We start from the raw sequence: 24,784 nt of genomic DNA on the forward strand, positions 1-24,784 counted from the left end.
GGCACGGAATTCGCCGACTATAACGCGAACGCGACCCGCGCGCAAATGGCGTATCTGTTCGCAAACGCGCTGCCGGAAAGCGAATATACGGCAATCAACGACGTTACAGCACTGCCGGACGTAAAGGAGCAGACACAGTACAGCGACGAGATTTTCCTGCTGTATAATGCGGGCATCCTGACCGGTTCGGATAAATACGGCACGTTCAAACCAAACGATACTATCATTCGCGCGGAAGCTGCGGCAATTATTAACCGAGTAGTAGATTCGAGCAAGCGCAAGGAAGTGACTCTCGAGGATGAAGATACCATAGAAATGCCGACTGGCTTGTCTCCCTTGCCGGACGGCGGCAACGTAGGCCTATCGGGTATTGTTTATCCTAAGGAAGGCGACGTTATCAATGGTGTTAAGGTAGAGCGCGATGAAGAGACCGGTGTTCTTGGTTTAGGTGGTAATGGTAAAGGTGGTATTTATCTTGGCCTTGTTTACCCGACCAACGGTGTAAAGATAGAGCTTGGTGATGTGGCTGACGACTTCTATGATAATATGGGTGGCCAATACACTCAGAAAGGTGATTATATCTTCTGGGACGCAGAATGGGCTATGATTCAGGGCGCAGGTATGGGAAAGGTTGAAAAGATAGCCAATCCAACAGAGGGTATGGTAGCAGACATCCATGGCAATCTTACCACTGGTGTTTGGACAGACAATAATGTGTTCTTTGAGTATCATGATGGATACTGGCAGTTCGTCAAGTAAAGGTAATACTATCCCTTTAGACTACAAAGTTAAACTAGAGAGGTGTGATGTTTAGGCATTACACCTCCTCTTAATATAAGGAGGAAATTTTAAGAATGACAATTACACCACGAGGTCATCCCAACTCAACTCTAACTGAGATTAGTTTCAAAAGGAGGTAGACAGATGCAACGAAGAAGCAGAATATCAAGGGTATTTAGTTTGGTTCTAGGTCAATTGCGAAAGGAAAAGGGATAGGTGATCTCGAATGTGAGAAAACCTATCCCTTTGTCTTTGATTATGCCTTTTTAGTTTGAAAGTTTGACGAAACCTGTTTGACCGCTGCCTAGAAACATATTGATTTAGTTTTGTTTTCCTGTCTCAGGCTGGTTTTAGCGGGCTTTTTTATGTGGAGCGGATGATGGGAGTCGAACCTGCGCTGAGGGTGCAGAATATCAGGCGTTTTCGGTATCTGTGTCGCATTTTGTGTTGCATAACTCCCCCAAATAGCGGTCGATCTGGTCGCCTAAGGCCTTGTGATAGTCCGAAAAAGTATGCAGATAAACGGTTTGCAGCACAGCATTCGTTGACCAGCCGCCGTGCTCCATGGCGTATTTGCCCGGTACGGCCAGCTGCAACATGACCGAGGCGTTCGGATGTCGCAAGTTGTGAAAGCGCATGTGCGGCAACCCGGTCGCGGCGATTGCGGCGACAAAGCGGTTGTAGATCACCGCGCCGCTTTCCTTGATGATCGGTTCGTCCGGTTTGCCCTTGCCGATCAGCTGCCGCTTTTCGCGGGCAGCGTGACGCGCAGCCGAAGGTCGGGCGCAAACATGGTGCACGCGGCTGAAATCAGGCCGTAGGCGTTGGACACGCTTTACCGCCTCACGGTTGATTGCTTTGTACGGCCGCTGAATCCAGTGCGGCGAGCAACAGCTTTTGCAGTGCTTGAAAGCGGTTCTTGGAAATCAACCGATAGGCGTGTACAGTCGTGGGGGAGAGCACATGCTCCTTGGAGTCGATGGCCTGCGCAAGCGTCAGATCCGCAGCATTGCCGCCTTTGTGTTTGTGGGTGAGAGATTCACTGGCCAGAAACTTCGCTGTGCGCTTGTTCGGATCGGTAAAGGATTTGTATTGCCGCTTGCTGGCGGTATCTTTGCCGGTATAGACCAGTACGCGGTAGTTGTCTGATGGTAACTTCTTTGCAGTTGCCATTGCAAAAACCCTAAAAAGAACATTTGCTCTGCTTGAGAGGATCTAAAAATGCAGACCACAACAAAACGGCGTTTGGTTGTGGTCTGCGGGTTCCCTATGTCAGCCGCCAGCGCAATTTTTGCATGGCGTCAGACCACGGGCTTGCGCCTGCTCCAGCGTAGCCTCTGTTGCATTCTTCCCGGCACAGCTGGCGGAGTAATGATACCGCTTGCCGGTGGGCGTGACATAAACCATCCGTCCGGTGGTTTGCGCTGTGGCAGCAGCCGCGGCTTCTTCGGCGGCCTGCTGCTCGGCTGCTGCCTGTGCGGCGGCGGCTTGTTCGGCAGCTTTGCGCTCGGCCTCGGCTTGTGCCGCTGCTGCTTCCTCTGCGGCCTTGCGTTCCGCTTCAGCCTTGGCGGCGGCCTCTGCGGCCGGGTCGGTGACGCTCATCTTGAGTTCTGGAGCCTGCGCGGTGTCCGTCTGGCAGGTGATGACCACGTCTCCAGCAGACATGGGGGTAATCAGACAAGTGATTTTGCCGTTTTCCATCGAGGTCACATCGACGGTAGCAACAGCCGGATTCGAACTTTCACAGGTGATGCTGTCAGTGGATGCGTCCGCAGGCTCGTACTTGTATGATATGCTGGTCGCTTCGGGTACTTCCAACTGAGTGGACACCAGTCCGTTCAGCGAGATTTTGTTGACCGGGTCGGGCGTCAATGCACCGGCAGCCGCCAGCAAGACAAAGGCCACTGAGACGACAATCTGCCATCGCCGTCGGAATGGGTTGGTAACGGTTTGGCCGGTTTTGGCTTCGATCATGCGCGCTCGCTTTTGCAGTACGACGCAGCCGATTGCAGTAAAGATGAAACCGCCGATGACCGAGGCAATCGAAAGGAACAGGCCGAGCGCCACCAGAAGGATGCCAAGCACCTTGAGCAGCGTATAAGCGCCTTTTGGTTTGTTGGGCTGCGGTTGCGGTGCAGGTAGCGGTGTCTGCGAAGAGGGTGGCTCTTTGCCGCCACCCGATCCTGTTCCGCCGATTTTGCTGGTTTTCACATAGCTGATTCCTGTGCCGGGAATGCCGACGGATTTGGTAACGCGGCCGGAGCTGTTGACGGAAACGCGCGCGCCCTTTACGCCAGCAGAGATGCCGATGCTCTTTTTGCCAAGGTTGACACGAACACCCGGTGCGATTTTGAAGCTCTTGCGAAATCGGAAGCCCATCCATATCCCCCCATTTTATAAATCCAGTGTTTAACAAATTATATCATATATGAAAAAATTATACAACATAATAAAACAAATGTTCGTGCGAGGAGCTGAAAATATAGACCACAACAAAAGCGGTGTTTGGTTGTGGTCTGTGGGGTTCTTTAGTAGCCTGCGGCCGTGACACCGTATTCGGCTTGCTCCTGCGTAAAGCCATCGTACATAAGCTGGTCGATCAATTCTTGACGTGAAAACGACATCACTTCCAGATAGCTTTGAGCGGATTTAGCGGCTTGCTCGTTCCAGTCTGCATCACAGCTATCTGCCGCAAATGTTGCGTCCTCAGTGGTGTAACCGTCGTATTTTAGTTGTTCTATCAAGCTGCTGTGAGAAAATGGCATGATAGACAGATAGCTTTTTGCTGATTCCAGCGCATTTTGCTGGCCCATGGTCAGGGGGACAGTCGGTTCTATTGCAGCCGGAGGGGTTTCCTCAACGACTGGCTCGGCGGTTTCAGAGGAATCGCTGGTAGCGGCCTGCGTGTTACCAGCTGACGGCTGATCGGCATTTCCGCATGCCACTAGGCCACAGAGCATAGCCACGCATAGTAAGCACAAAAAGAGTCGTTTCATGCTGTTTCCCCCTAAATGATGCACAATTTGCACACTAATATTTTGTGATAAATTATAATATATTGGATTTCCCTTGGACAAACGCAGGCACACGCCGCCGCGCTTCTGCAGAAAGATGCTCCAAGGTAGCATCCGGTTTCCACGCCGCTTCGCTCACTGCTCGTTCAGTGGGCGATTTTTTGTCCTTCAAGCAGCTTGTCAGCAGACTACAACCTCGTCCGATATTCGGTGACAAAACAATATTCGGGTTATTCGTAGACTTTTGCAAAGGTAGCGGCACTATCTGCTGCTTGTATTATATCAAATTCACTCCCGGAGGACAATATTCAATATGGCTTCCGTATACGAGAAGGCATATACATAAGCAAGTTTACTTAACGGGAACTGCGCGGTCACACGCGGCATCTTGACCTGCGTCGACACAGGCAAGCGCGTCGCATCGGTAAAGTGCGGAGAGCGCTCCGCTGCTGTCACGATTGCGACAAGGGGGCGCGAATGGGCCTGGCTGCGCCAGACGCTGGAAAGCATCGTATCACAGCGCTAACCGAGATGGAGCGGCTGTTCAGCGATCGCGCCAGATGGATTTTTCGCCTGATTTGATACGGTACCACATACCGGATATCGATGATATGTATTCCTTCGACCATTATATCGGCATCGACCTACAGGAGCTGTTGTGAGCAAGCCGGAGCATTAAAAACGCGCCTGCAAAACAGGCGCGTTTGGAAAAGCAAGTTGGTAAACCTGCGGGCGTTTCTGCTGTCAGCTGCCGCTGCCCGACGCCTCGATCGGCTCCATGACGGAAGCGAACAGAGAGGTGAGCTTGGCCATGCCCTCGGCGGCGGGCTGCTGCGCAGCACGCGCAAAAATATCGTATTTGGCCGTTTGGTCGGTGGAGCGCGTGTTTTCGCGCGAGGTGGTCACCTTACCGGTCACGCTGGAACTGAAGCCCCATGCGGAGAACTTTGCGGTGGTGTCCAGTGAGGAAGAACTGGAGTTGGTGTCGGTTTTGACATCCGTGATTTCCATGGTGAACTGCACCGTGGCCTCGTCCATCGTGAACGCCGGAACGGGCACAAGGGACAGCAGCGGCGCTTCAATTTCCAGTTCAATGCTCTTGGTGTCGCCTGTTGGGGTGACGATTTGGCGCGGCAGTTTGAATTTCACGCTGTTAATGCCGTTGTCCGGATTACCGTCTTTGAACGCCAGTTCAAACAGATAATCCAGATACACGCGGCAGAGTTCGGATTGACCTTGCGCGACCGCAATGATCGGCCCGCAGATCAACTGGCTGATGGGCAGGGATGCAAAGCTTTTTCCGGGGTTGTCACTCATGGATTCAATGCCTCCTTTTGATTACAGCAGCTTGTTCAGTTCTGTATTGACGCGTGCGGTACCTTCGGGCGGTTCTCCGCAGCGGAAACACAGCTCCAGTTCGGTGCGCGGCGCAGCGCTGGCTGCGCCGTCCGACGTGGATGGGGTCAAGTCGAGCAGCACTTTTTCGTCCGTGTCCACTGACGCGGCGCCGCTCAGCTTGATGCGCACGTCACGCAGCCCCATGGCGTTGTGATGCGCCATCGTCACCAGCGGCACTGCGACACGCGCAGGCGCACCGCTGCCATCGACCGGCGGAATCAGAATGTCGGCGGTATTCGGTGTATAGGCCCCTAAGCCGTTCTCCGCGCTGTCGGTTTTCTCAAAATAAGTAAAGTAGTTTGCAATGGCGTGAGCGGCCACAGCGCGCTGTGCCTCGGAAATTGCCTGTCCGGTTGCGGTGATCAGTCGGCTCAGTTCAATTTGCATTTGTTTTCACCACCTTGTCCGAGCGTACAGATGCGTTCCTGCGGAATATTGTACTTTTCCGCGAGCGGCGGCAGTTCGCAGCCGACCTCGATGATCTGGTGGCGGTCGGCATTGCGGATGGGCGCCCATACTGCATAGCGTCCGACTACGGTATCCACGCCGTCGATCTCCGCATGGCGGTTTTCGCCCAGATCGGTGATGAACAGCTTACCTTGCATCAGTTCGTCCCATTGTGACATGGTTATAAACCTCCTTATCGGTAAAATCTGATCCAGCGATATAGGGTATTGGGAATCTTATTCCTCTCTTGTTCGTATGGCAGATAATTTTTGATTTCACGATATAGCGTGGCTTCGCTTCGCAGTGCCTCATCGGCTTGGGGCACGGTCGTACGCTTGGATTGTGCACGGATGGTGGAAACCGGACGCACAATGACAGGACCGCGACGGCCGGCGGCAGACTGGGGCGGAAGTGGCTGCTGCGCCGTGCCTGCCATGCTTGCTGCATAGCGTTTGATTTGGTTCAATGAATACCGAAACCGCACCCATGCGCTGACCAGATCCGCCATGGAAACCGAAGAATAGATCGCCATTTCTGCACTGCCGCGTGTTGCGCGATCCAGACGGATGATTTTATGGAACGTATCAGCCTGCGCGGATTGCGAAAATGGTGTGACATTGATTGTGCCCATGCCGTCATGGTCGCAGATATAGCCGCCGCGCGTATTGTTCCAGATGCGAGGGCTAAACTCCATGCGCACGGCATTCGAGGAACCGACGCTGTTAAACGCCATTGTGCATGGTGTTTCCCCTGCCAGCATGATGCGAAAATAGACATAAGATGCACCGGCTAAACCGTGATCATGATCAACGCCGTCTGCTCGCAGAACGCCATTGCGCAATGCGGTAAGCAATGTGTTGCAAGGCGCGCCCTGTACAAAGCCGGTTATGTTCTGGGGAAGGGGACAGTTTTGTGCACCGCCGTGGCCCGCTTTTTTCAGAAGCTCGGGGAGCAAACCGGGGTTAGATCTTTGTCCCTTGATCCACTGTTTCCCAAGTTCGGGATATTCCTCAAGCGGCATTGCGTTTCGCCTCCTTTGCTTCACTGTATGCGGGACAGGCGGTGGATATGCCCTGCGGCAAGCGGACAGCAAGGAACAGCACTTGAAGAAACGGGTTTTGGCAGATATTCGGAAAATCATTCAAACGGAGAACGGAGGGGCAATGAAACGACGAAAAACCATTCGCGCGGGGCGTTTGGTGTGGGACATCGCGTACACGGTGCCGCGGCCGAACGCGACGCCGCAGGAGCTGGCACGCGAGCCGTTCTGTCGGGACTGTGCCCGGCGCGGTCTGCGGGTTTACGCCACCGACGTTGACCATGTCGTGCCGCACGACGGTGACTGGTCGAAATTCGTAGACCCGGAAAACATGCAAAGCCTGTGTCACTCATGCCACAGCGCCAAAACTATCGCGGAAAGCCGGGCAAAAGCAGCGCGCCGGAAGCGCTGACCGGCTGGACGCTCGGACAGGCACGGCGCGGGCAGGATGCGCGCGGCTTTGGCGGGAAATCCGTGGATTTCCCGAACCTCCCCCCACCTCAAGAAAGTTTCGGGGCGGTCGACAGATGACTCCAAGGCAACAATCGCGTGGGATTTTTCCCCACGACAAGAATGTTTTAGTTTAATAAAGTGAGATTTCAAAGTTAAAGGAGGTGTAGAAAGTGGCTGGACCGAGGCAACCCACGGAGTTGGTGGTGTTGAAAGGGCGTAAGCATCTGACCAAAGCCGAAATTACCCAGCGCCGCAATAGTGAGCCCAAAACCGACAAGGTCAAGCAAGTGCGTGTGCCGGTCTGGCTGCCTGAGCATCTGCGCGACGAGTTTGCAAAGCTCGGACACGAGCGGAACGAGGTCGGCCTGCTGTCCAAGCTGGATTTCGACATCCTGGCGCGCTACCTGATGAGCCGGGACGCTTGGGTCGCGGCGCACCTCAAGGCGCGCGATGCGCTGGACATGGACGACGCCAAGGAAGCTGGTGCTTGGTCACGGGTCGCCCGTACCTACTTTGACCAGTGCCAGCAGTGCGCCAACAGCATGGGCTTGACGATTTCCAGCCGCTGGCGTCTGGTCGTACCCAAACCGCCGGAAGACCCGGCAGGGGACGACCTGATGACCCAGATGCTGCGCGAGCGGGCGGAAAGGCGGCGTAAAGCATGAAGCAAATCATGTGCAGCTTGTTCTGTCCGATGCTCAACAAGTTTGGCGTGTGCGAAAGTACCATGCGCCGCGTCGAGCGGGTGCAGGAGTGTCCGCATAACCGGCTGCGTCAGGTGTTCGAATTGAAAACTGAGCGCCAGAGCAGGGGAGAGGATAAGCCTGTTTGACGCCGAGAAGGCATCGTTTGTCTGTGATTATATCAAATACCTGACCTGCTCGAGCGGCGCGCCGTTTCGTCTGATGGACTGGCAGCGCGACGCGGTCACTGAGTTCTACGGCCAGATGGTACATCCGGCGGTATCAGTATCTGTACCTCGAAATTGCCAAGAAAAACGGCAAACGGGGTGCGCGCCATGACCTGTGATGAAACCGACATGTCCGAGAGCGTGTACGGCGGTGTGCAAGCATATTGGGCGAGCGAGGCCGCGACAGTCAACGCCAGCTAGCCCAAGTTTTACGAGACCAAGATCGACCTCGAGAAGCTGATGGCGTTCATCTACATCACGGACGAGGCACTCGGGGACATGCCGTTCATGTCCGGCCTGCTCAATAACGCGATGGCGACCGCAGCAAACCGCCTGCTGGAGGGTCGCTGGCGGCGCAAAAGGGCGTGAAGGTGGAACTGCTGGGCGCGAAACGACGCCGGGACCGGCGAGCCGATGCAAAAGCTTATCTACAACGGAGAGGAGATCATATAGGGGGTATCCATACCACCTATATGTGGCAGGTGATACCCGCCGATACCCTTGGATGCCGCCCAAGGCGGCTGGATCGGGGGTATTAAAAACCCGCGGACATGTCGCGGATTTTGATGAAAACGGCAGGGACGTTTTCCGAGAGGTGCGAAATGGCAAACGAGTACGACGATATGCTGAAAAGCCTGCCGACAGCCTATCGGCGCGACGCATGGGTGATGGCGCTGCTGGGCACGGGTGACGGCCTGACCTTCACGCGCGCGGCAGCGGCGGATGCGGAGGGCGTGGAGAGGTTGGACTTGATGTTGCAAGCACCCAGCTGGCATAGACGGACGGCAAGGTGTATAGCCCGGAGAGCGGCGTCACCTATCACGCATGGTGGACAGAGAGTGGCACGAGCCTCGGTACTTATATCGCGGGCAGATCGTGCAAGACCTGTCCGGGCACGGCGTTTTTCGGCGGCAACACGCGCGCCAGCTATGACAAATGTCTCAAGCCGCTGCTGACGGCGGCGATGAACGGAAGCTATCAGGAGGAGGACGATGAAGTGATAGAGCAGAAAACCGTGCTGGTGGACGGCAAGGAGTACACCTGTGAGTGTATCGAAAAGGATGGACATAACTTTGTGAAGATGCGTTCGCTTTCGCAGGCGGGGTATGACGTTGTATTCGATGCGGCGCGCCAGCTGCCTGCCATGACCGCGCCGCAGTGCCGCGCGTTTGTGCCGGATGGGGACGAGGCCGTGCAGGACGCGATTGACACGCTGCATGAGACCTGCGGGCTGGAGGAACAGACGATCAAATATCTGCTGCGGTATCAGTACGGCGACGATCTGGTGCGGAAGCTGGCCGCCGCCGTAAAATAACGGCGTTCAATTTGCACACGGAAAAGCCCGAGGCTTATGCCTCGGGCTGTGTCCACTCCTGATGCCGCAACACGCCTGATATCGTGTTGCATCATGCGGTTTTTCATTGTATTTTTGCGGTTCATGGTTGCAACACCACGGTATGCGCGAAACCGCTAAACCTCGCACCATATCTGGAGAAAATGAAAAACCCCCGAATTTTCGGGGGTTTTAGTTTGGAGCGGATGATGGGAGTCGAACCCACCTATGCAGCTTGGGAAGCTGCCGTTCTACCGATGAACTACACCCGCAAAGAGTATGTTTATTATACTGAAATAGCAGCGATTTGTCAAGAATAAGTGATTGTAAACTCTTATACTTAATTAAGTTGACAATAGGGAGGGCGTATGGTATACTCGTACCGAAAAACGGAAAAGGAGCATTTTTATGGAGCAGAATCAAAGACTCAATACCCGAATGTTGGTGCTCAGCGCATTGTTTACTGCGCTGGTAGCGGTCGGTGCGTTTATCCGTATACCAATCCCTCTATGGCCGTTCACGCTGCAAACCTTGTTTACAACTATGGCCGGTTTGCTGCTGGGACCGCGCTATGGCACATTGTCATGCACTGCTTATATGGTGCTGGGACTGGCAGGATTGCCAATCTTTACGGGCGGCGGCGGACCGCAGTATATTTTCCAGCCGACCTTTGGCTGTATCGTTGGCTTTGCGCTCGGGGCGCTGGTGGCAGGCCTGATTGTGCAGTGTGCGTCCAAACGGAACTTCGGTACTTATGTGGTTGCCGCACTGGTCAACATCGTGGTCGTATATGTGATTGGTATGGTGTGGTTCTGGGGCGTCAAGGCATTTTACCTCAACGACCCTATCGGCATGTGGACTCTATTTGTCACCTGTTTTGTGCCAACCATTGGTGTAGATATCGCAAAGGCCCTCGCGGCATCCGCGCTGGCGGCGCGCTTGGTTCCTGTGGTAGGGACCTATCGCGTACCGGCGGGAGCAAGTCATTAGTGGGCGATTCCAATAGAGAAGTCATTACATTCGCAAAAGCGCCGTCCCAACTGGACATAATCCAGTGGAACGGCGCTTTTTGGGAGTCTATGTGATATTATTGTGCTCCGAACTAAAACAGAGATTGCTTACGAGTTGATCGATTCGACGATCACATCTGCAAGAGCCTCCAGCTCGCTGGCCTTGTCGGGCAGCAATGCGGAAGCCATAGACAGACGCTCGTTGAGTACGGTCATATTCTTAAGCTCTTCGTCGATGAACTTCTGCATCAGATCGCCAGATTTAACCGCCCACGATCCGTTCTCAATGATGGCAAAGGTGCGGTTCTGCAGGTTGAGTGCCTTCATATCCATCAGGTAATTGTGCATAACCGGATAGATACCCAGGTTATATGTGACAGATGCCAGTACAACATGGCTCAGGCGGAAAGTTTCGGAAATGAGGTAGGAAACATGGGTGTTGGAAACATCGTACAGCCAAACATTGGTGACACCCTTATCGCACAGACGGCTGGCCAGTGCCTGCGCTGCGGACTCTGTGTTGCCGTACATCGAGGCGTATACGATCATAACGCCCTTTTCTTCCGGCTCATAGCGGCTCCAGTGGTCGTACTTATCGATGAAGTAACCCAAATCCTTGCGCCAGACCGGACCATGCAGCGGGCAGATAAACTTGATCTGGTCCAGAATGCCGGCAGCCTTGCCGAGCAACAACTGCACGTGAGGGCCATATTTGCCAACGATGTTGGTCAGATAACGGCGAGCATCATCAATCCAGTCACGGTCGAAGTTGACTTCGTCCGCGAACAGCTTGCCGTCCAGTGCGCCGAACGAACCGAATGCGTCAGCCGAGAACAGTACGCCATTGGTGGTATCAAAGGTAACCATAGCTTCAGGCCAGTGTACCATGGGCGCAGCAACAAAGGTTACCACATGCTTGCCGAAGCTCTGGGTATCGCCTTCCTTGACCTCGATTAATTCATGACCGTCGATGTCAAAGCCAAACTGGCGCATGAGCATGAATGCCTTTTCGGTGGAAATCACCTTGACGGACGGATAACGAATCAAAACCTCTTCAATGGAAGCGCCGTGGTCAGGTTCCATGTGGTTGATGACCAGATAATCCAGAGAACGGCCGTCCAGCAGATGCTCGACGTTCTCCAGCAGCTGGCGGCAGGCCGACCAGTCGACGGTATCAAACAGAACGGTCTGTTCATCGAGCAGCAGATACGCGTTGTAAGACACGCCGCGCGGGATGGGGTGGATATTTTCAAACAGAGCAAGACGATGGTCGTTCGCGCCGACCCAATAGAGATCGTCCGTTACATTGCGTACGCAGTACATATATTCTCCTCCTTATTTTCCGGTCAGCCTTCAATAAACATCTCTTTGCCTTCGCCGCATTCCGGGCAAATCCAATCCTCAGGCAGCTTTTCAAACAGCGTGCCGGGAGCGATTTCGGCATCCTCGTCACCCACCTCGGGGACATATTCGTAGCCGCAGCCGCCGCAGACATAGCGCTTGCCGATCGGCTCGGGCTTGGGCACGGGCGGGCGCTTCATCTTAATCATGGGCGGTGCAGGCTGCTTTTCGCCCGTATCGAGCGCAGCGGTCAACAGCGGCAGGATTTCATTGACATCGCCCACAATGCCGTAGTCGCAATTCTTAAAGATAGGCGCATTGCCGTTCTTATTGATAGCCACGATGGTAGAGGCGTCCTTGATGCCCTTGAGGTGCTGAATCGCGCCCGAAATGCCGCAGGCGATGTACAGGTTGCCCTTGAACTTCTGACCGGACATACCGACATAGCGGTCAAGCGGCACATATTTGAGCGTTTCTGCCACCGGACGAGAGGAACCGACCGCAGCGCCGGCAGCGCGTGCCAAATCCTCAATCAGCTGCATATTTTCCTTGCTGCCGATACCCTGACCAGCGGAAACCACACGCTCGGCCTGCGTAATCGGGGTGTCAATCGGGATGCCGACCGTAAAGTCGTGGCCGTCCTTCTGCAGTGCCGCAACCAGTGCTGCGACCTTCTCTTCCGAAGAGCCTTCCTTAAGAATGTTGCGCTTGCGCACGCCGGTTACCGGTGCGGGCTTCTTCGGACGGCTGGACGAACCGCCTTCGCTCTTGGGCGGCTTGCCCAAGATATTTGCGGAGATAACGACGCGCTGAATTTCATTGGTGCCCTCATAGATCGTGGTGATCTTGGCATCGCGGTACATGCGCTCTACATCCATGCCCTTGAGGAAGCCTGTGCCGCCGAAGATCTGCAGTGCATCGTTGGTTACTTCAAGCGAAATATCGGATGCGTACATCTTGGCCATGGCAGCTTCCGTGGCGTACGGCTCGTGCGCTTCCTTCAGCTCGGCTGCGGAGTAGACCAGCATGCGAGCGCAGCGCAGCTTGGTCGCCATGTCCGCGATTTTGAACGAAAGAGCCTGCTGGAAGCCGATCGGCTTGCCGAACTGAACGCGTTCCTTTGCGTAGTCGACCGCCGCTTCGTATGCGCCCTGCGCAATACCGAGTGCCTGTGATGCAATGCCGATGCGTCCGCCGTCCAGCGTTGCCATGGCGATTTTGAAGCCCTGGCCTTCCTTGCCAAGCAGGTTTTCCTTGGGAACCTTGACATCATTGAAGATGAGTTCCGCGGTGGACGAGGAGCGGATGCCCATTTTGTCATAATGGTCGCCGAAAGTGAAGCCTTCCCAGCCCTTTTCAACGATGAACGCAGAGATGCCGCGGGTGCCGATATCCGGCGTGGTAACCGCGAATACAACATAAGTATCCGCCTTGGGGGCGTTGGTGATGAAAATCTTGCCGCCGTTGAGCAGATAATAGTCGCCCTTGTCAATGGCAGTGGTTTCGGTGCCACCCGCGTCCGAGCCGGCATTGGGTTCGGTCAGGCCGAAAGCGCCGATTTTCTCGCCCTTTGCCAGCGGGACGAGGTATTTCTGCTTCTGCTCTTCCGTGCCGAATGCGAAAATCGGCCAGGAACCGAGCGATACATGGGCGGACAGGATAACGCCCGTGCCGCCGTCTACGCGCGAAAGCTCTTCTACCGCAATCGCGTAGCTCAGCACATCCAGACCGGCGCCGCCGTACTCCTTGGGGTAGGGCAGTCCCATAAAACCAAGCTCGCCCATTTTCTTGACAGCTTCCGCCGGGAATTCATTTTCTTTGTCCATGAGGAAAGCCTGTGGCTTTACCTCGGTTTCCGCAAAGGCGCGGATTTCAGCGCGCAGTTTCTCATGCGCGTCGGTAGTTCGGAACAACATGGGGAAACCTCCTTAATCAGCATTGCTTCTAAATAATATGTATTATCCTTAACTGACAACAAAAGGATACCATAAAGGTATTGTTTTAGTCAAGTGCAATTTACACAAAATTCCCAATAGAAATTTATATATAAATAAATATTCGTGCAAAGTGCACAAATAAAACTGACGTGATTCGACTAAATAGTCAAAAGCATCGGCTGGAATAGGTAAAATCAAATGGAGAGGGTAGCGGATATCACGGACTGAAAGCGGCCTTGGGATTCTAACATTCATCTTGGGGATATGCAGGCAAGAATGAATGGCGAGATATATCCTGATGGCAGGCATAAAATGGGCAATAACATAGGAATTTTGTGATTCTTTTATCATGTATTGTAAAAGGCATGCTTTGTCGTTCTTTTCTTTTTCCGGGCGCTATGTTATACTTTATCATAATAGATATGGACTGGATTGAGAGGGATTCCTATGACAAAACAACCGCAGCGAAAAAAAGCATGTGCGGAATTGAATCAGGAAAAGCGTTATCGCACGCGCCGTCGTCTGACCATTCGCGGCGTTCTTTCGTTTTTTATTGTGCTGACGTTCGTGCGCGCGGCTTTCATGCACCGGTATGAAAATATGTTTGTCTGTGTGCTGTCGCTGGCACTGTTCTGCGTACCGATGCTGATTGAGCGCAGCCTGGACATTGATATTCCGCCGCTGATGGAAGCGATTATTTATTGCTTCATTTTTGCCGCGGAAATTCTCGGGGAAATCAACTCGTTTTACACGATTATTCCCGGATGGGATACTATGCTGCACACCATTAACGGTTTTCTGGTTGCAGCAGTCGGTTTTTCGCTGGTGGATTTGTTTAATCGCAGCGAACGGTTTTCTTTCAAGCTCTCGCCGCTGTTTTTGGCAATCGTGGCGTTTTGCTTTTCGATGACAGTCGGCGTTTTATGGGAATTTTTCGAGTTTGGCGCGGATCAGATGCTGGGAACCGACATGCAGAAGGATTTTATTGTGCGCAACATCAATTCGGTTTCGCTCAATCCGGACGGACTGAATACCGTGGTGCATGTGCCGATTGAGAGTCTGGTCGTCAACGGGGAGGACTGGATGCAGTTTCCGGGCGGCTATCTGGACATTGGCCTTATCGACACGATGAAGGACTTGCAGGTCAATTTCATTGGCGCGGTAGCGTTTTCAATTATTGGATATTTTTATGTAAAAACACGAGGCAAAGGCAAGCTCGCCGCGTCGCTGATTCCGATTGTGCTTGACCCGCAGAATAACGAACCGGAAGAAAAAGGATTGAAGAAAAAGGCTCCGGACAGGGAACCAAACGCGGACCAGTCCCGTCCAATCAATCAGAACGACGAAAAGGAGTAGTTTTCTGATGAAAAAGCAAGTGACCGCGGCGTCTCTCGCCGCTCTGGTGGCGATTTCCGCGCTGCCGATTTCTGCGTGTGCGGCCGCTATGGGAGACATGGCGCAGGTAAAAACGCCGGTGCTTAACACGACCGACCACATGCAGTATATGAACGGCTATGCGGACGGTACGTTCCGTCCGGACGCACCGATTACCCGCGCGGAGGCCTGCAAGCTGATTTCCTCTCTGCTGGCTGAGCCCTCCGGCGGCGGGGATTACCTGTTCACCGATGTGCCGCAGAACGCGTGGTATGCTGCGGCAGTTGGAGAGATGACTGGCTATTCGCTCGTTGGCGGTTATGCGGACGGCACATTCCGCCCGGACGCAAACATTACGCGCGCTGAGTTTGTCACCATCCTGTCCCGCATCCCGCACGATGATATTGGCACCGAGGGCAGTTTCTCGGATGTGCCCAAGACCCACTGGGCGTATGAAGCGGTGCAGACCGCGCTGGCACAGGGCTGGGTTGCGGGCGACCCGTCCGGCCTGTTCCGTCCGGATGATTCGATTACCCGCGCGGAGGCTGTGACCGTACTCAATCGGATTTTAGGCCGTATGGGCGACGCAGTGATGGCGTCGACCGGCGAGGGTATCCGCGTGATGCCGGACGTGCCGGACACGCATTGGGCGTATCTGGCGATGCTGGAGGCAACGACCGACCACGAATATGAGCTGACCGATAGCGTAGAGCACTGGACTTCGTATGATAAGGAGACCACCACACTGGCGGAAGGCTGGCATAATATTAACGGCTTGCTGTTTCATGTCAACGGTGCGCAGCAGTTCGATTACAATACCACGGTGGACGGTCTGGAGCTGGATCGCAATGGTCGTTACACGACCGGCTCGGAGGAGCTGGACAAGCTGCTGACGCAGGCGGTCGCGGGTGTGGTCAATGACAAGATGACGCAGATGGAGAAGCTGCGCGCGGTATATGACTACGCCAAGAAAACCTTCGGTTATCTGGGTATCGGCACGGTCGACACCACGGTGGACGGCTGGGAGATTGAGCAGGCGATCAATATGCTGACCGATAAGCGCGGCAATTGCTATTCGTGGTCGAGTGTGTTCACATACCTTGCCCGTCAGGTAGGATTCGATGCCAAGGCCGTCGTCGGTACGGGCGTGTCCCCCAAGGGCAGCGAGTCCGTGCACGCGTGGACGGAAATCACAATTGACGGCGTAGCTTACACCTTCGATCCGCAGATTGAAAGCGTGTATGCGGCGCGTTACGGCGAAAACTATGATCTGTTCATGAAGCAGTACGGCCAAGCCGAATGGGGCTACAAGAAGGCGGAGGAGCCGGAGCAGCCTGCTGAGCCGGAAACGCCGCAAGCGGACGCTTCTCTGGTGGCGCTGATGGATAAGATTTACGGCGACAGAAAGGACATCATGGTTGGCCAGACCGTGCTGTATAACGGCATGGGTGCGGATGGCACGACGCAGCCGCTGACCTGGTATCTCGGTACGGAGGATGTGCAGTTTGAGGCCGGTCTTGCGTCCGAGGCCATGATTTCTTCGCAGGCACATTCGATTGTCCTGCTGCGGATGCCGGAAGGCGCGGATATGGAAGCGGCCAAGGCGAAAATCGCGGAGAGCATCGACCCGTTCAAGTGGATTTGTGTCGGTGTCAATCCGGATAAGGTACGCGTGGAGAGCAACGGCGATCTTATTTGCGTTGTGCTCGATGACCAGAACGGCGATTACTACGCAGAAAATTTCCTGTCCTTCGCAGTAGCAGAATAAACTAGATAAAATGACAAACAAAAGGCGCGCAGCCGATCGGCTGCGCGCCTTTTTGTGCCCCTAAGCGGAAATTAACCCTCGCGGTTATCTTCTTTGATTTCGCCGCGACGGAATGCCGCGAGCAGTTCTTTCAGATCGTCTATGGTCTGCTGAAGCGCATGGCCAATATCGGTTTCCCGGATGCGGATGCGGTTTTCCGAACGGTCGAACGCCATTGAGGTAGACAGGATATCCTTGTTGTCGCGGATGGCGGTTTCTTTGCCGGGGAACGGCTCGTGCGCGGTGATGTGAATACCCCACGAGTCGAATACCAGTGTGTAGCCCGCGATGCCGGTGGTCGGCTGGTAGGCGCGGCAGAAGCCGCCATCGATTACAATTAAACGGCCGCCCGCCTTGATGGGGCTTTCGCCGTCTTTGGTCTTTACCGGTACATGGCCGTTGACAATATGGCAGTGGTCGCCCTCCAGACCGAACTCCTGCAGGATGCGCACGCAGGCAGCGTCCTCATTGTAGAAGGAGTAGTAGGGGTTTTTCGGCTCGGCCCACGTGGATTTATCCTCGATCAGGCGGCGTTCAAAGGTGGCAATGTGGTCGCGCCCAAAGGATGGCGAGTGGCGGCCGCACCAGAGAAACCACAGGAAATCCTTGCCGAACTGCCGCTCTTTCGTGCCCTCGCGCGCATAGTAGCCTTCGCGTGCGACGGTTTCGCACCAGTCCATCAGTGCTTTGCCGGAAAGCTGCTGCCCCCCAAAGGAGAACTGCAGGAATTCGCCCTTATCGTCCATCGGGATGCAGCCATGGAACAGCAAATTGCCGTTGAAGCACTTGTACAGCCCGCCTTTGGAATAGAGAAAACCAATATGCCGCTGTAATTTTTCGCTGCGCAGGAAAGCATTTTTTAGCTGTGCCATCAGGGCGTGCTCTTCAGGGGTCAAGCGGTAGGGGTCAGCCGGATCAATGGTCGGGAAGTCACAGTCGCGCAGTTGGTATTCGCCGGTTGGCAGGGTGACCGTCCCCTTTTTAAAGTCGATTTTATCGAGCAGCAGACGGTCATCCATGTGGAAGGAGGGGTTGCGCCGGATGGTCTGCCCTTCGAGCTTAAACTGGATGACGGCAATCGCTTTGTGCATGCGCGCGGCGCGCGCAGTATCCACGCCGGTCTGCTCGGCCGGTTCCAGCGTCTTGGGCAGGAAACAGGATACGTCGCGGCCGCGATAGGTTTCGTCCGCGAACAGCGCGAGCGGGCGCAGGCTGATGCCGTAGCCAGTCTCGATGACATCCAGATTGTTGTAGGTGATGGAGTTGCTCAAAACGGTTGCAATACAGGTGCGGCTACCGGTAGCGGCACCCATCCACAGTACGTCGTGGTTGCCCCACTGAATATCGACCGAGTGGTGTTCCATCAGCATGTCCATAATGATATCAGCGCGCGGGCCACGGTCGAAAATGTCGCCGACGATGTGCAGATGGTCGACCACCAGCCGCTTGATAAGGTTGCACATCGAGATGATAAACTCCTCTGCGCGGTCGGTTTCGATGATGGAGGAGATAACGGTGTCGAAGTATGCGCGTTTGTTGTAAATATCGTTATTCTTGTTGAGTAACTCGTTAATGATGTCGCCGTTCCAGCGCGGCAGGGCACGGCGTACCTTGGCGCGCGTGTACTTGGAGGCGCACAGGCGGCAGATTTCGAGCAGACGGCTGAGTGTGATGCGATACCACTCGGCGCGGTCGGGCGAGGCTGCGACCAGTTCCTCGAGTTTTTCCTCCGGGTAGTAGATGAGCGTGGCGAGTTTGGCGCGCTCGTCGGCGGGCAGACTGTCGCGTAGCACGATGTCCACCTTTTCTCGTACTGCGCCCGAAGCGTTGTTCAGGATATGTACGAAGGCGTCTGCTTCGCCATGCAGATCGCTCATGAAGTGCTCGGTGCCTTTAGGCAGGCTGAGAATAGCCTGTAAATGGATAATTTCACTGCTGGCCGCGCGCACATTGGGATATTGCAGCGCGAGCAGGTGCAGATATTTTTGACGGTCGGTGCAGTTGTCCATAGAAAAGCTCCTCTCTGATATCTATTTTCTTTTGATACCTATTTTCTATAGTATGCCATAAAATAGAGGGAAACACAAAGGGATTTCTGTAAAATTAAAAAAAACGCCGTCTCCGGTCACGAGACGGCGGTTGAGGGATCATTTGGGGCGCTTGGGTGTGCGGGTGCGGTCGGGCGCCCAGCCCTGCAAAGGATAGCGCTGCATGGCACCGAAAATGCGATCGCGCAGGCCGGGCATGGTCTGCTCGAGATTTTTGAGCAAATCCTTGATTTCCTGCCGCTTGGTGTTTCCGTCGGCGGGGCAGGGGTTGTGTACGATGGGCAGCGCATGCCGCTGCGCAAACGAGCGAACGTAATACTCGGGCGTATACAGCAGCGGACGGATGAGCGTGACGCCGGTACGGTCGAGGAAGGTGACCGGCTGAAAGCACGAAATGCGCCCCTCATAGAACAGGGAAAGCATATAGGTTTCGACGACGTCGTCAAAATGGTGGCCGAGCGCGACTTTTTTGCAGCCGGCCGCGAGCGCCGCCTCGTGCAGCGCGCCGCGGCGCATCTTGGCGCACAGCGCGCAAGGGTTTTCCTCCTTACGGATGTCGAAGATGATAGGGCCGATTTGCGTCGGGATGCGGATGTAGTCCACGCCCAACTCGTCGCACAGCGTTTGTACGGGGGAAAAGTCCATCTCGTCATAGCCCATTTCGAGCGTAATGGCGACGACTTCAAATTTCTTAGGATAAAAGGCGCGCAGCTTGGACAGCGCGACCAGCAGCGCGAGCGAATCCTTGCCGCCCGATACGCCGACGGCAATGCGGTCACCGTCCTCGATCATATGGTAATGGTCCACCGCGCGGCGGACATAAGAGAGCATTTTCTGCATAGTTTAGTCTCCGGTTTTTCGTAAAATGAAATCAAATACAATTATTTATAACAGAAAACCGATGCGGACGCAAATAAAAAATTTGAATTGAGAGAAGAGAAAACAAGAGATTAAAAGAGAATAAGAGAGAATATGGGAGTTCTCAGTGGATTTGAGATAAATTTTAAAAATTCCGCTTGACTTGCGCAAAACGATGTGTTTTAATAGATATGCTCGCTTAGAGCGTATGAAAATGTTGTCAAAATAATTTTTGATAGAATAAACGGAGGAAGAAAACATGTCTACTTTTATGGCTAAGGCAGAGACTGTCGAGCGTAAGTGGTACGTGCTGGACGCCGCGGGCAAGCCGCTCGGCCGCACCGCCGCTACCGCCGCCATGCTGCTGCGCGGCAAGCACAAGGCCGAGTTCACCCCCCATGTTGACTGCGGCGATTTCGTTATCGTCATCAATGCGGACAAGGCGGTTCTGACCGGCAAGAAACTCACTCAGAAGTACTATCGTCACCACACCGGTTGGGTTGGCGGCCTGAAGGAAGTGCAGTACAAGACCCTGATGACCGAGAAGCCGGAGTTTGCAATGCAGCTGGCTGTTAAGGGTATGCTGCCGAAGAACTCTATCGGCCGTCAGTCCGCGACCCGTCTGAAGGTCTTTGCCGGCGAGAACCACAACCATCAGGCGCAGAAGCCCGAAGTTTGGGATAAGTAAGGGAGGAACTAACTGATGTATACACCTAAGAAGGCTTATTTCTATGGCACCGGCAGAAGAAAGTCCTCCGTTGCCCGCGTTCGTCTGTTCCCGGGCGGCACCGGTGAGATCAAGATCAACAACCGCACCATCGACAATTACTTCGGTCTGGAGACCTTGAAGATGGTTTGCCGTCAGCCGTTCGAAGTGACCGGCACTGCCGGCAAGTTTGATGTGGAGTGCACCGTAGCTGGTGGCGGCTTCACCGGTCAGGCGGGTGCGATCCGTCACGGCATCGCTCGTGCTCTGCTGCAGGCGGATTCCGAGCAGTACCGTCCCGCGCTCAAGGCGGCTGGTCTGCTGACCCGCGATCCGCGTATGAAGGAGCGTAAGAAGTACGGCCTCAAGGCTGCTCGCCGCGCTCCCCAGTTCAGCAAGCGATAATCTACAGCTTAATAATGCTAAAAAAGCCCGGAAATACGCCATTTTCCGGGCTTTTTCTATGCCTGAAATCGCCTGATTCCGATGGTGAAATTTGAGGAAATATGACTTCAAATTAACCCATTTTGATGGGTTTACCATGGGTTTACGGCCTATTTTTGAGCCTAATGGGTGGGAAAATGGGTTTACAGAAGGCCATTTTGGAGGGGAAATTAGCCCCATATCCTTGACAGATTTTCGGCAAAAATCCGGCTGAAACGGAATGAAAAACAGTGTCAGGTTCGTTTGGCGAGTTCTGACGAATTCTGCAAAAATTTAATATCAGGTATCCTGTTACATAGAGCCTTGGCTCATTCTTTGAAAACGAGAATGGGTCGAGGCTCTATTTTTTTCGCCCGAAATCCGGCGAGACAAATTTGAGCAGGAGGTAACAGGTATGACGGATTTCAATCAGAAGACCCATGACACCGATGTGGGCAGTCATGGCGGACAGTCAAGGCAGATGATGGAGGTGTTTGAGAACCAGGAGTTTGGTTCGATCCGCGTGTTGCAAGAGGCGGGCAAGACCTTCTTCTGTGCAAGCGATGTGGCGAAAGCGTTGGGGTATGTGAATCCCTACGCCGCAGTGAAACGCCATTGCAGAGGCCCCCTAACGAAACGCGAGGGGGTCGTTCAGAAGGTGAATCAGTATGGAGATGCTGGAGAGCAGGTCGTTGAAATCTCCTTTATCACAGAAGGCGATGTTTACCGGCTGATCGTTCACAGCAAGCTGCCATCGGCAGAACGATTTGAACACTGGGTGTTTGATGAAGTTCTTCCTTCCATTCGCAAGCATGGTGTGTATATGAGCGATTCCATTTTGGATCAGGTGATTCAGCATCCGGAGGTCATCTACACACTGGCACAGGAGCTTGTAGCCGAGAGGGAGCAGCTTGAGGGTATCCGCAAACAGCTGGATGCGGCACAGCCCAAGGCAGACTACTTCGACACCTTTGTAAATTCGGAAGATTGCACCTGCATCCGGAATTTCTGTAAGGAAATCGGAATCCCAGAGAAGACGGCAGTAGCTCTCTTACTGGATCACCGCTATCTGTACCGCAGTCCAAGCGGCTGGCTGATGCCTTTTGCAGACAAATCTGCAAGGGGCTATTTTATTGTCCGGGATTGCTACGGCAGAAGCGGAAAACTGGTGCAGCAGACGAGAGTGACCTGCAAGGGAAAGAATCATCTCTTCAAGTTGTTTAAGAAATGGGGTGTGATCGAATGACGCTTTTTACAGAGGGACGCCTTCAGGCGTTTGAACGCATGATGCAGGATACCGGCAAATACCATCGACGGGAGGACAGCGAAGATCGTCCGCGCAAATGTCCGAAGAAAAAAGCGGAGCCTGCGAAAAAGGATGGTGAGCACCATGCCGGTATTCAGGGTTGAGAAGAACAGCAATTACACAACGATGTGCAATTACCACCTGCGGGATCAGGGTCTCAGCCTGAAAGGGAAAGGACTTCTCTCTATGCTGCTCAGTTTGCCGGACACATGGAACTATTCGGTACGGGGATTATCTTCGATTACGCCGGATGGCGTAGATGGAGTGCTTACAGCTCTGAAAGAGTTGGAGCGTCTTGGGTATCTGGAAAGGAACCAGCAGCGTGAAAGCAACGGTCGGATGGGCAGAGCGGAGTATGTGATTTATGAGATGCCAAGGAAAAAGCCGTGTTTGGAATCACCGTGTACGGAAAAGCCGTATACGGTAAATCCGGATACGGACACACCGGTTACGGAAAATCCCGCGCAATTAAGTACTAATAGAACAAGTACTGAAACAATCAATAAAAGAGAGAAGAAGGAAATCCAGCATCGGTATGGCTCATATGAAAATGTCCTTCTCTCTGACGCGGAATACAGCAAGCTCCGGCAGGAGTTTCCAGGTGATTATCAGATACGGGTGGAACGGCTCTCTGAGTATATGGCCTCCACCGGCAGGAGCTACAAAAATCACCTTGCAACAATCCGGAGCTGGGCAAAGAGAGAAAAGCCGAAGTATAACCCGGCAGACTACACATTTGAGGAAGGAGACAGCCTATGAGCGACATGGTGCCTGAAGTTTTGAATGCGGCGTTGGATTCGCTCTTTACGCCGAAAGAACCCGGAGAGATGGAATACCAGGGTGATGACGGACTGTTGTATTGCAGAAACTGCCATACGCCGGTGCAGTGCAGGGTAAAGCTCTGGGGCAGAGACAAGATTGTTCCCTGCCTTTGCAGATGCCAGCAGGAAGCGATGGCGGAGAAGAAACGCCAGGATGAGCTGCTGGAGCGGCAGCGTAAAATCAGGCAGCTGAAAGCAACTGGGATTCAGGAAAAGCATCTTCTGGAATGGAATTTTGGCGTTGCAGAAGACAACAAGGACATCCAGATGGCAAAACGTTATGTGGAGCAGTGGAAAAAGGTCAAGGCTGAAAACCTTGGCCTTTTGTTATGGGGAGATGTCGGAACCGGAAAGTCCTTTGTGGCGGCATGTATAGCAAATGCGCTGCTGGATCAGGGCATTCCGGTTTTGATGACGAACTTCTCCAAAATCCTGAACCAGATGGGTGCCATGTATTCGGAAGAACGATACCGGTATATCGCTTCGTTTTCCAACTATTCTTTGCTGATTCTGGATGATCTGGGAATTGAGCGCAGCACCGAATATGCGCTGGAGCAGGTCTACGCAGTCATTGATGAGCGGTATAAGTCCGGGCTTCCGGTCATTATCACAACCAATCTGAAAATTGCAGAAATCCGCAATCCGCAGGATGTGGCATACGCCCGGATTTACAGCAGGATTCTGGAAATGTGTACGCCGGTGCGAATCAGCGGAGAGGACCGCAGAAAGAGCATTGGAAAAGAAAAACAGCAGGTCGTTAAGGAGGTACTTGATCTATGAAGTGCAAGGCAAAAAAGGCGTTTTTCGCAGGTAAGAATGACATCTATCACCGCTGGAAGGAGGTTAAGAAGCTGAATGGCAAAAGCAAAAACCAGTATTACAGCAGAAAACCGCAGTGGCTCAGCTGCCGACGCTGCGGCTAAGGAGAAGCGGACGGAGATGCCGCTTTCTGACCTGCATCCTTTTGAAGGGCATCCCTTTAAGGTGCTGGATGACGAGCTGATGGAACAGACCGTAGAGAGCATCAAGCAGATCGGTGTGGTATCACCACTGATTGTCCGACCTGATCCGGAAGGCGGATTTGAAATTCTTTCAGGACACCGCAGACTTCATGCGGCGCAGCTGGCAGGTTTGGAGACTGTGCCGGTCATCGTCAAGGAAATGGACGATGATGCAGCAATCATCTTTATGGTGGACAGCAACTTGCAGCGGGAGAATATTCTTCCCAGCGAGAGAGCGTTTTCCTACAAGATGAAGTTGGAGGCGATGAAACATCAGGGGGAACGCGGAGATTTAACTTCTGGCCAAGTTGGCCAGAAGTCGGTTGGAACGGTTTCAAGAGACATTGTGGCAGAGCAGGCTGGAGATAGTTCTCGCAATGTACAGCGGTTTATCCGCCTTACCAACCTAATCCCCGAAATTCTGGATATGGTGGATGAGAAGAAAATCGCCTTCAATCCGGCGGTAGAGCTGTCTTATCTGAAACCGTCTGAACAGAAAGAATTTCTGGAGGCTATGGACTATGCACAGGCATCTCCATCCCTGTCGCAGGCACAGCGGCTGAAAAAGCTCTCGCAGGAGGGCGGCTGTACCTTGGATGCCATGTGTGAAGTGATGAATGAAATCAAAAAGGATGAGCTTGACCATGTGACGATTAAAAACGAGGTTCTTCGGAAGTATTTCCCGAAATCCTATACGCCGAAGCAGATGCAGGACACGATTATCCGGCTGCTGGAAAAGTGGCAGCGAAGTAAACAACGAGATATGGAACGATGAGAA

At 53.7% G+C, this 24,784-nt stretch carries 29 protein-coding genes and 1 tRNA gene; 17 read left to right on the forward strand and 13 right to left on the reverse strand.

Annotated features, from left to right (window positions below):
• Positions 1 to 759 (forward strand): S-layer homology domain-containing protein (locus tag ACTQ3V_RS01915; protein ID WP_441466038.1); only part of this gene is annotated, 759 nt, incomplete at its 5' end.
• Between the two features lie 434 nt (positions 760 to 1,193).
• Here the strand turns inward: ACTQ3V_RS01915 and ACTQ3V_RS01920 are convergent.
• From ACTQ3V_RS01920 to ACTQ3V_RS01955, 8 genes are all read right to left on the reverse strand, one after another.
• Complete coding sequence (locus ACTQ3V_RS01920) at positions 1,194 to 1,580, reverse strand: site-specific integrase (protein WP_441466039.1); 387 nt, start codon at positions 1,578 to 1,580, stop codon at positions 1,194 to 1,196.
• Positions 1,581 to 1,623: 43 nt separating this feature from the next.
• Positions 1,624 to 1,953: a hypothetical protein gene (locus ACTQ3V_RS01925; protein WP_441466040.1), complete on the reverse strand. Its 330-nt coding sequence runs from the start codon at positions 1,951 to 1,953 to the stop codon at positions 1,624 to 1,626.
• A gap of 99 nt (positions 1,954 to 2,052) precedes the next feature.
• Entirely contained in the window at positions 2,053 to 3,159 is a 1,107-nt protein-coding gene (locus tag ACTQ3V_RS01930; RefSeq protein ID WP_441466041.1) for a DUF4236 domain-containing protein, read from the reverse strand.
• A gap of 149 nt (positions 3,160 to 3,308) precedes the next feature.
• Entirely contained in the window at positions 3,309 to 3,776 is a 468-nt protein-coding gene (locus tag ACTQ3V_RS01935) for an Ltp family lipoprotein (RefSeq protein ID WP_441466042.1), read from the reverse strand.
• A 762-nt stretch (positions 3,777 to 4,538) separates the two neighbouring features.
• Positions 4,539 to 5,111 (reverse strand): DUF2589 domain-containing protein, encoded by a 573-nt coding sequence (locus ACTQ3V_RS01940; protein ID WP_441466043.1) that lies wholly within the window; start codon positions 5,109 to 5,111, stop codon positions 4,539 to 4,541.
• 21 nt (positions 5,112 to 5,132) lie between these two features.
• On the reverse strand, positions 5,133 to 5,579 hold the full coding sequence (locus ACTQ3V_RS01945; RefSeq protein ID WP_441466044.1) for a DUF2589 domain-containing protein: 447 nt from the start codon (positions 5,577 to 5,579) through the stop codon (positions 5,133 to 5,135).
• Positions 5,564 to 5,818, reverse strand: a complete 255-nt coding sequence (locus ACTQ3V_RS01950; protein ID WP_441466045.1) for a hypothetical protein — start codon at positions 5,816 to 5,818, stop codon at positions 5,564 to 5,566. The genes ACTQ3V_RS01945 and ACTQ3V_RS01950 overlap by 16 nt, the downstream gene beginning before the upstream one ends.
• Before the next feature lie 14 nt (positions 5,819 to 5,832).
• Entirely contained in the window at positions 5,833 to 6,660 is an 828-nt protein-coding gene (locus ACTQ3V_RS01955; protein WP_441466046.1) for a hypothetical protein, read from the reverse strand.
• A gap of 142 nt (positions 6,661 to 6,802) precedes the next feature.
• Between ACTQ3V_RS01955 and ACTQ3V_RS01960 the strand changes: the two genes are divergently transcribed.
• The 5 genes from ACTQ3V_RS01960 to ACTQ3V_RS01980 all read left to right on the forward strand — a co-directional run bounded on the left by ACTQ3V_RS01960 (position 6,803) and on the right by ACTQ3V_RS01980 (position 9,356).
• The gene (locus tag ACTQ3V_RS01960; RefSeq protein WP_441466047.1) at positions 6,803 to 7,090 is read left to right on the forward strand and encodes an HNH endonuclease signature motif containing protein; all 288 of its coding nucleotides are present in this window, start codon (positions 6,803 to 6,805) and stop codon (positions 7,088 to 7,090) included.
• A 211-nt stretch (positions 7,091 to 7,301) separates the two neighbouring features.
• Entirely contained in the window at positions 7,302 to 7,796 is a 495-nt protein-coding gene (locus ACTQ3V_RS01965; RefSeq protein WP_441466048.1) for a phage terminase small subunit P27 family, read from the forward strand.
• Positions 7,793 to 7,963 carry a hypothetical protein gene (locus tag ACTQ3V_RS01970; protein ID WP_441466049.1) on the forward strand — a complete coding sequence of 57 codons (171 nt, stop codon included), beginning with the start codon at positions 7,793 to 7,795 and terminating at the stop codon, positions 7,961 to 7,963. The genes ACTQ3V_RS01965 and ACTQ3V_RS01970 overlap by 4 nt, the downstream gene beginning before the upstream one ends.
• Positions 7,964 to 8,281: 318 nt before the next feature.
• Complete coding sequence (locus ACTQ3V_RS01975) at positions 8,282 to 8,410, forward strand: hypothetical protein (protein WP_441466050.1); 129 nt, start codon at positions 8,282 to 8,284, stop codon at positions 8,408 to 8,410.
• A 421-nt stretch (positions 8,411 to 8,831) separates the two neighbouring features.
• Positions 8,832 to 9,356 (forward strand): hypothetical protein, encoded by a 525-nt coding sequence (locus tag ACTQ3V_RS01980; RefSeq protein ID WP_441466051.1) that lies wholly within the window; start codon positions 8,832 to 8,834, stop codon positions 9,354 to 9,356.
• Positions 9,357 to 9,572: 216 nt separating this feature from the next.
• On the opposite strand, the gene ACTQ3V_RS01985 is transcribed toward ACTQ3V_RS01980, so the two are convergent.
• Positions 9,573 to 9,646 (reverse strand) — tRNA-Gly (locus ACTQ3V_RS01985).
• 136 nt (positions 9,647 to 9,782) lie between these two features.
• Between ACTQ3V_RS01985 and ACTQ3V_RS01990 the strand changes: the two genes are divergently transcribed.
• Entirely contained in the window at positions 9,783 to 10,364 is a 582-nt protein-coding gene (locus ACTQ3V_RS01990; RefSeq protein WP_441466052.1) for a biotin transporter BioY, read from the forward strand.
• 128 nt (positions 10,365 to 10,492) lie between these two features.
• On the opposite strand, the gene ACTQ3V_RS01995 is transcribed toward ACTQ3V_RS01990, so the two are convergent.
• Positions 10,493 to 11,707 (reverse strand): FprA family A-type flavoprotein, encoded by a 1,215-nt coding sequence (locus tag ACTQ3V_RS01995; RefSeq protein WP_441466053.1) that lies wholly within the window; start codon positions 11,705 to 11,707, stop codon positions 10,493 to 10,495.
• 23 nt (positions 11,708 to 11,730) lie between these two features.
• Entirely contained in the window at positions 11,731 to 13,641 is a 1,911-nt protein-coding gene (locus ACTQ3V_RS02000; RefSeq protein WP_441466054.1) for an acyl-CoA dehydrogenase family protein, read from the reverse strand.
• Positions 13,642 to 14,109: 468 nt separating this feature from the next.
• On the opposite strand from ACTQ3V_RS02000, the gene ACTQ3V_RS02005 reads away from it, so the two are divergent.
• A complete protein-coding gene (locus ACTQ3V_RS02005; protein ID WP_441466055.1) occupies positions 14,110 to 15,018 on the forward strand; it encodes a DUF2238 domain-containing protein in 909 nt (302 codons plus the stop codon).
• Positions 15,019 to 15,025: 7 nt separating this feature from the next.
• Entirely contained in the window at positions 15,026 to 16,804 is a 1,779-nt protein-coding gene (locus ACTQ3V_RS02010; RefSeq protein WP_441466056.1) for an S-layer homology domain-containing protein, read from the forward strand.
• A 71-nt stretch (positions 16,805 to 16,875) separates the two neighbouring features.
• Here ACTQ3V_RS02010 and ACTQ3V_RS02015 read toward each other — a convergent pair whose 3' ends face one another.
• Together ACTQ3V_RS02015 and ACTQ3V_RS02020 are read right to left on the reverse strand one after the other, a co-directional pair.
• Positions 16,876 to 18,852, reverse strand: coding sequence for a fructose-1,6-bisphosphatase (locus tag ACTQ3V_RS02015; RefSeq protein WP_441466057.1), 1,977 nt, complete (start codon positions 18,850 to 18,852; stop codon positions 16,876 to 16,878).
• 138 nt (positions 18,853 to 18,990) lie between these two features.
• A complete protein-coding gene (locus ACTQ3V_RS02020) occupies positions 18,991 to 19,731 on the reverse strand; it encodes a tRNA 2-thiocytidine biosynthesis TtcA family protein (protein ID WP_441466058.1) in 741 nt (246 codons plus the stop codon).
• A 277-nt stretch (positions 19,732 to 20,008) separates the two neighbouring features.
• Here ACTQ3V_RS02020 and rplM point away from each other — a divergent pair, with 277 nt between their 5' ends.
• The 8 genes from rplM to ACTQ3V_RS02060 all read left to right on the forward strand — a co-directional run bounded on the left by rplM (position 20,009) and on the right by ACTQ3V_RS02060 (position 24,781).
• Positions 20,009 to 20,437, forward strand: coding sequence for a 50S ribosomal protein L13 (gene rplM, locus ACTQ3V_RS02025; RefSeq protein ID WP_300187121.1), 429 nt, complete (start codon positions 20,009 to 20,011; stop codon positions 20,435 to 20,437).
• A 15-nt stretch (positions 20,438 to 20,452) separates the two neighbouring features.
• A complete protein-coding gene (rpsI, locus tag ACTQ3V_RS02030; RefSeq protein WP_373164545.1) occupies positions 20,453 to 20,860 on the forward strand; it encodes a 30S ribosomal protein S9 in 408 nt (135 codons plus the stop codon).
• 433 nt (positions 20,861 to 21,293) lie between these two features.
• Positions 21,294 to 22,124: a phage antirepressor Ant gene (locus ACTQ3V_RS02035; protein ID WP_002576413.1), complete on the forward strand. Its 831-nt coding sequence runs from the start codon at positions 21,294 to 21,296 to the stop codon at positions 22,122 to 22,124.
• Positions 22,121 to 22,288, forward strand: a complete 168-nt coding sequence (locus tag ACTQ3V_RS02040) for a hypothetical protein (RefSeq protein WP_009532276.1) — start codon at positions 22,121 to 22,123, stop codon at positions 22,286 to 22,288. Before ACTQ3V_RS02035 ends, ACTQ3V_RS02040 begins: the two co-directional genes overlap by 4 nt.
• On the forward strand, positions 22,269 to 22,943 hold the full coding sequence (locus ACTQ3V_RS02045) for a helix-turn-helix domain-containing protein (protein ID WP_441466059.1): 675 nt from the start codon (positions 22,269 to 22,271) through the stop codon (positions 22,941 to 22,943). The genes ACTQ3V_RS02040 and ACTQ3V_RS02045 overlap by 20 nt, the downstream gene beginning before the upstream one ends.
• Positions 22,940 to 23,785: an ATP-binding protein gene (locus ACTQ3V_RS02050; protein WP_441466060.1), complete on the forward strand. Its 846-nt coding sequence runs from the start codon at positions 22,940 to 22,942 to the stop codon at positions 23,783 to 23,785. The genes ACTQ3V_RS02045 and ACTQ3V_RS02050 overlap by 4 nt, the downstream gene beginning before the upstream one ends.
• Positions 23,782 to 23,928 (forward strand): hypothetical protein, encoded by a 147-nt coding sequence (locus ACTQ3V_RS02055; RefSeq protein ID WP_441466061.1) that lies wholly within the window; start codon positions 23,782 to 23,784, stop codon positions 23,926 to 23,928. The genes ACTQ3V_RS02050 and ACTQ3V_RS02055 overlap by 4 nt, the downstream gene beginning before the upstream one ends.
• Positions 23,861 to 24,781 (forward strand): ParB/RepB/Spo0J family partition protein, encoded by a 921-nt coding sequence (locus ACTQ3V_RS02060; protein WP_441466062.1) that lies wholly within the window; start codon positions 23,861 to 23,863, stop codon positions 24,779 to 24,781. Before ACTQ3V_RS02055 ends, ACTQ3V_RS02060 begins: the two co-directional genes overlap by 68 nt.
• Positions 24,782 to 24,784: the final 3 nt, after the last annotated feature.

Source organism: Candidatus Agathobaculum pullicola, from assembly GCF_052117205.1.
In the GTDB taxonomy this organism is placed as follows: Bacteria; Bacillota; Clostridia; order Oscillospirales; family Butyricicoccaceae; genus Agathobaculum; species Agathobaculum pullicola.

Bases quoted from the DNA above. Each gene is read 5' to 3' on its own strand.
- ACTQ3V_RS01925 (WP_441466040.1), bottom strand. From the start codon at position 1,953: ATGGCAACTGCAAAGAAGTTACCATCAGACAACTACCGCGTACTGGTC.
- ACTQ3V_RS01930 (WP_441466041.1), bottom strand. From the start codon at position 3,159: ATGGGCTTCCGATTTCGCAAGAGCTTCAAAATCGCACCGGGTGTTCGT.
- ACTQ3V_RS01935 (WP_441466042.1), bottom strand. From the start codon at position 3,776: ATGAAACGACTCTTTTTGTGCTTACTATGCGTGGCTATGCTCTGTGGC.
- ACTQ3V_RS01940 (WP_441466043.1), bottom strand. From the start codon at position 5,111: ATGAGTGACAACCCCGGAAAAAGCTTTGCATCCCTGCCCATCAGCCAG.
- ACTQ3V_RS01945 (WP_441466044.1), bottom strand. From the start codon at position 5,579: ATGCAAATTGAACTGAGCCGACTGATCACCGCAACCGGACAGGCAATT.
- ACTQ3V_RS01950 (WP_441466045.1), bottom strand. From the start codon at position 5,818: ATGTCACAATGGGACGAACTGATGCAAGGTAAGCTGTTCATCACCGAT.
- ACTQ3V_RS01955 (WP_441466046.1), bottom strand. From the start codon at position 6,660: ATGCCGCTTGAGGAATATCCCGAACTTGGGAAACAGTGGATCAAGGGA.
- ACTQ3V_RS01960 (WP_441466047.1), top strand. From the start codon at position 6,803: ATGAAACGACGAAAAACCATTCGCGCGGGGCGTTTGGTGTGGGACATC.
- ACTQ3V_RS01970 (WP_441466049.1), top strand. From the start codon at position 7,793: ATGAAGCAAATCATGTGCAGCTTGTTCTGTCCGATGCTCAACAAGTTT.
- ACTQ3V_RS01975 (WP_441466050.1), top strand. From the start codon at position 8,282: ATGGCGTTCATCTACATCACGGACGAGGCACTCGGGGACATGCCGTTC.
- ACTQ3V_RS01990 (WP_441466052.1), top strand. From the start codon at position 9,783: ATGGAGCAGAATCAAAGACTCAATACCCGAATGTTGGTGCTCAGCGCA.
- ACTQ3V_RS01995 (WP_441466053.1), bottom strand. From the start codon at position 11,707: ATGTACTGCGTACGCAATGTAACGGACGATCTCTATTGGGTCGGCGCG.
- ACTQ3V_RS02000 (WP_441466054.1), bottom strand. From the start codon at position 13,641: ATGTTGTTCCGAACTACCGACGCGCATGAGAAACTGCGCGCTGAAATC.
- ACTQ3V_RS02005 (WP_441466055.1), top strand. From the start codon at position 14,110: ATGACAAAACAACCGCAGCGAAAAAAAGCATGTGCGGAATTGAATCAG.
- ACTQ3V_RS02010 (WP_441466056.1), top strand. From the start codon at position 15,026: ATGAAAAAGCAAGTGACCGCGGCGTCTCTCGCCGCTCTGGTGGCGATT.
- ACTQ3V_RS02015 (WP_441466057.1), bottom strand. From the start codon at position 18,852: ATGGACAACTGCACCGACCGTCAAAAATATCTGCACCTGCTCGCGCTG.
- ACTQ3V_RS02020 (WP_441466058.1), bottom strand. From the start codon at position 19,731: ATGCAGAAAATGCTCTCTTATGTCCGCCGCGCGGTGGACCATTACCAT.
- rplM (WP_300187121.1), top strand. From the start codon at position 20,009: ATGTCTACTTTTATGGCTAAGGCAGAGACTGTCGAGCGTAAGTGGTAC.
- rpsI (WP_373164545.1), top strand. From the start codon at position 20,453: ATGTATACACCTAAGAAGGCTTATTTCTATGGCACCGGCAGAAGAAAG.
- ACTQ3V_RS02035 (WP_002576413.1), top strand. From the start codon at position 21,294: ATGACGGATTTCAATCAGAAGACCCATGACACCGATGTGGGCAGTCAT.
- ACTQ3V_RS02040 (WP_009532276.1), top strand. From the start codon at position 22,121: ATGACGCTTTTTACAGAGGGACGCCTTCAGGCGTTTGAACGCATGATG.
- ACTQ3V_RS02045 (WP_441466059.1), top strand. From the start codon at position 22,269: ATGCCGGTATTCAGGGTTGAGAAGAACAGCAATTACACAACGATGTGC.
- ACTQ3V_RS02050 (WP_441466060.1), top strand. From the start codon at position 22,940: ATGAGCGACATGGTGCCTGAAGTTTTGAATGCGGCGTTGGATTCGCTC.
- ACTQ3V_RS02055 (WP_441466061.1), top strand. From the start codon at position 23,782: ATGAAGTGCAAGGCAAAAAAGGCGTTTTTCGCAGGTAAGAATGACATC.
- ACTQ3V_RS02060 (WP_441466062.1), top strand. From the start codon at position 23,861: ATGGCAAAAGCAAAAACCAGTATTACAGCAGAAAACCGCAGTGGCTCA.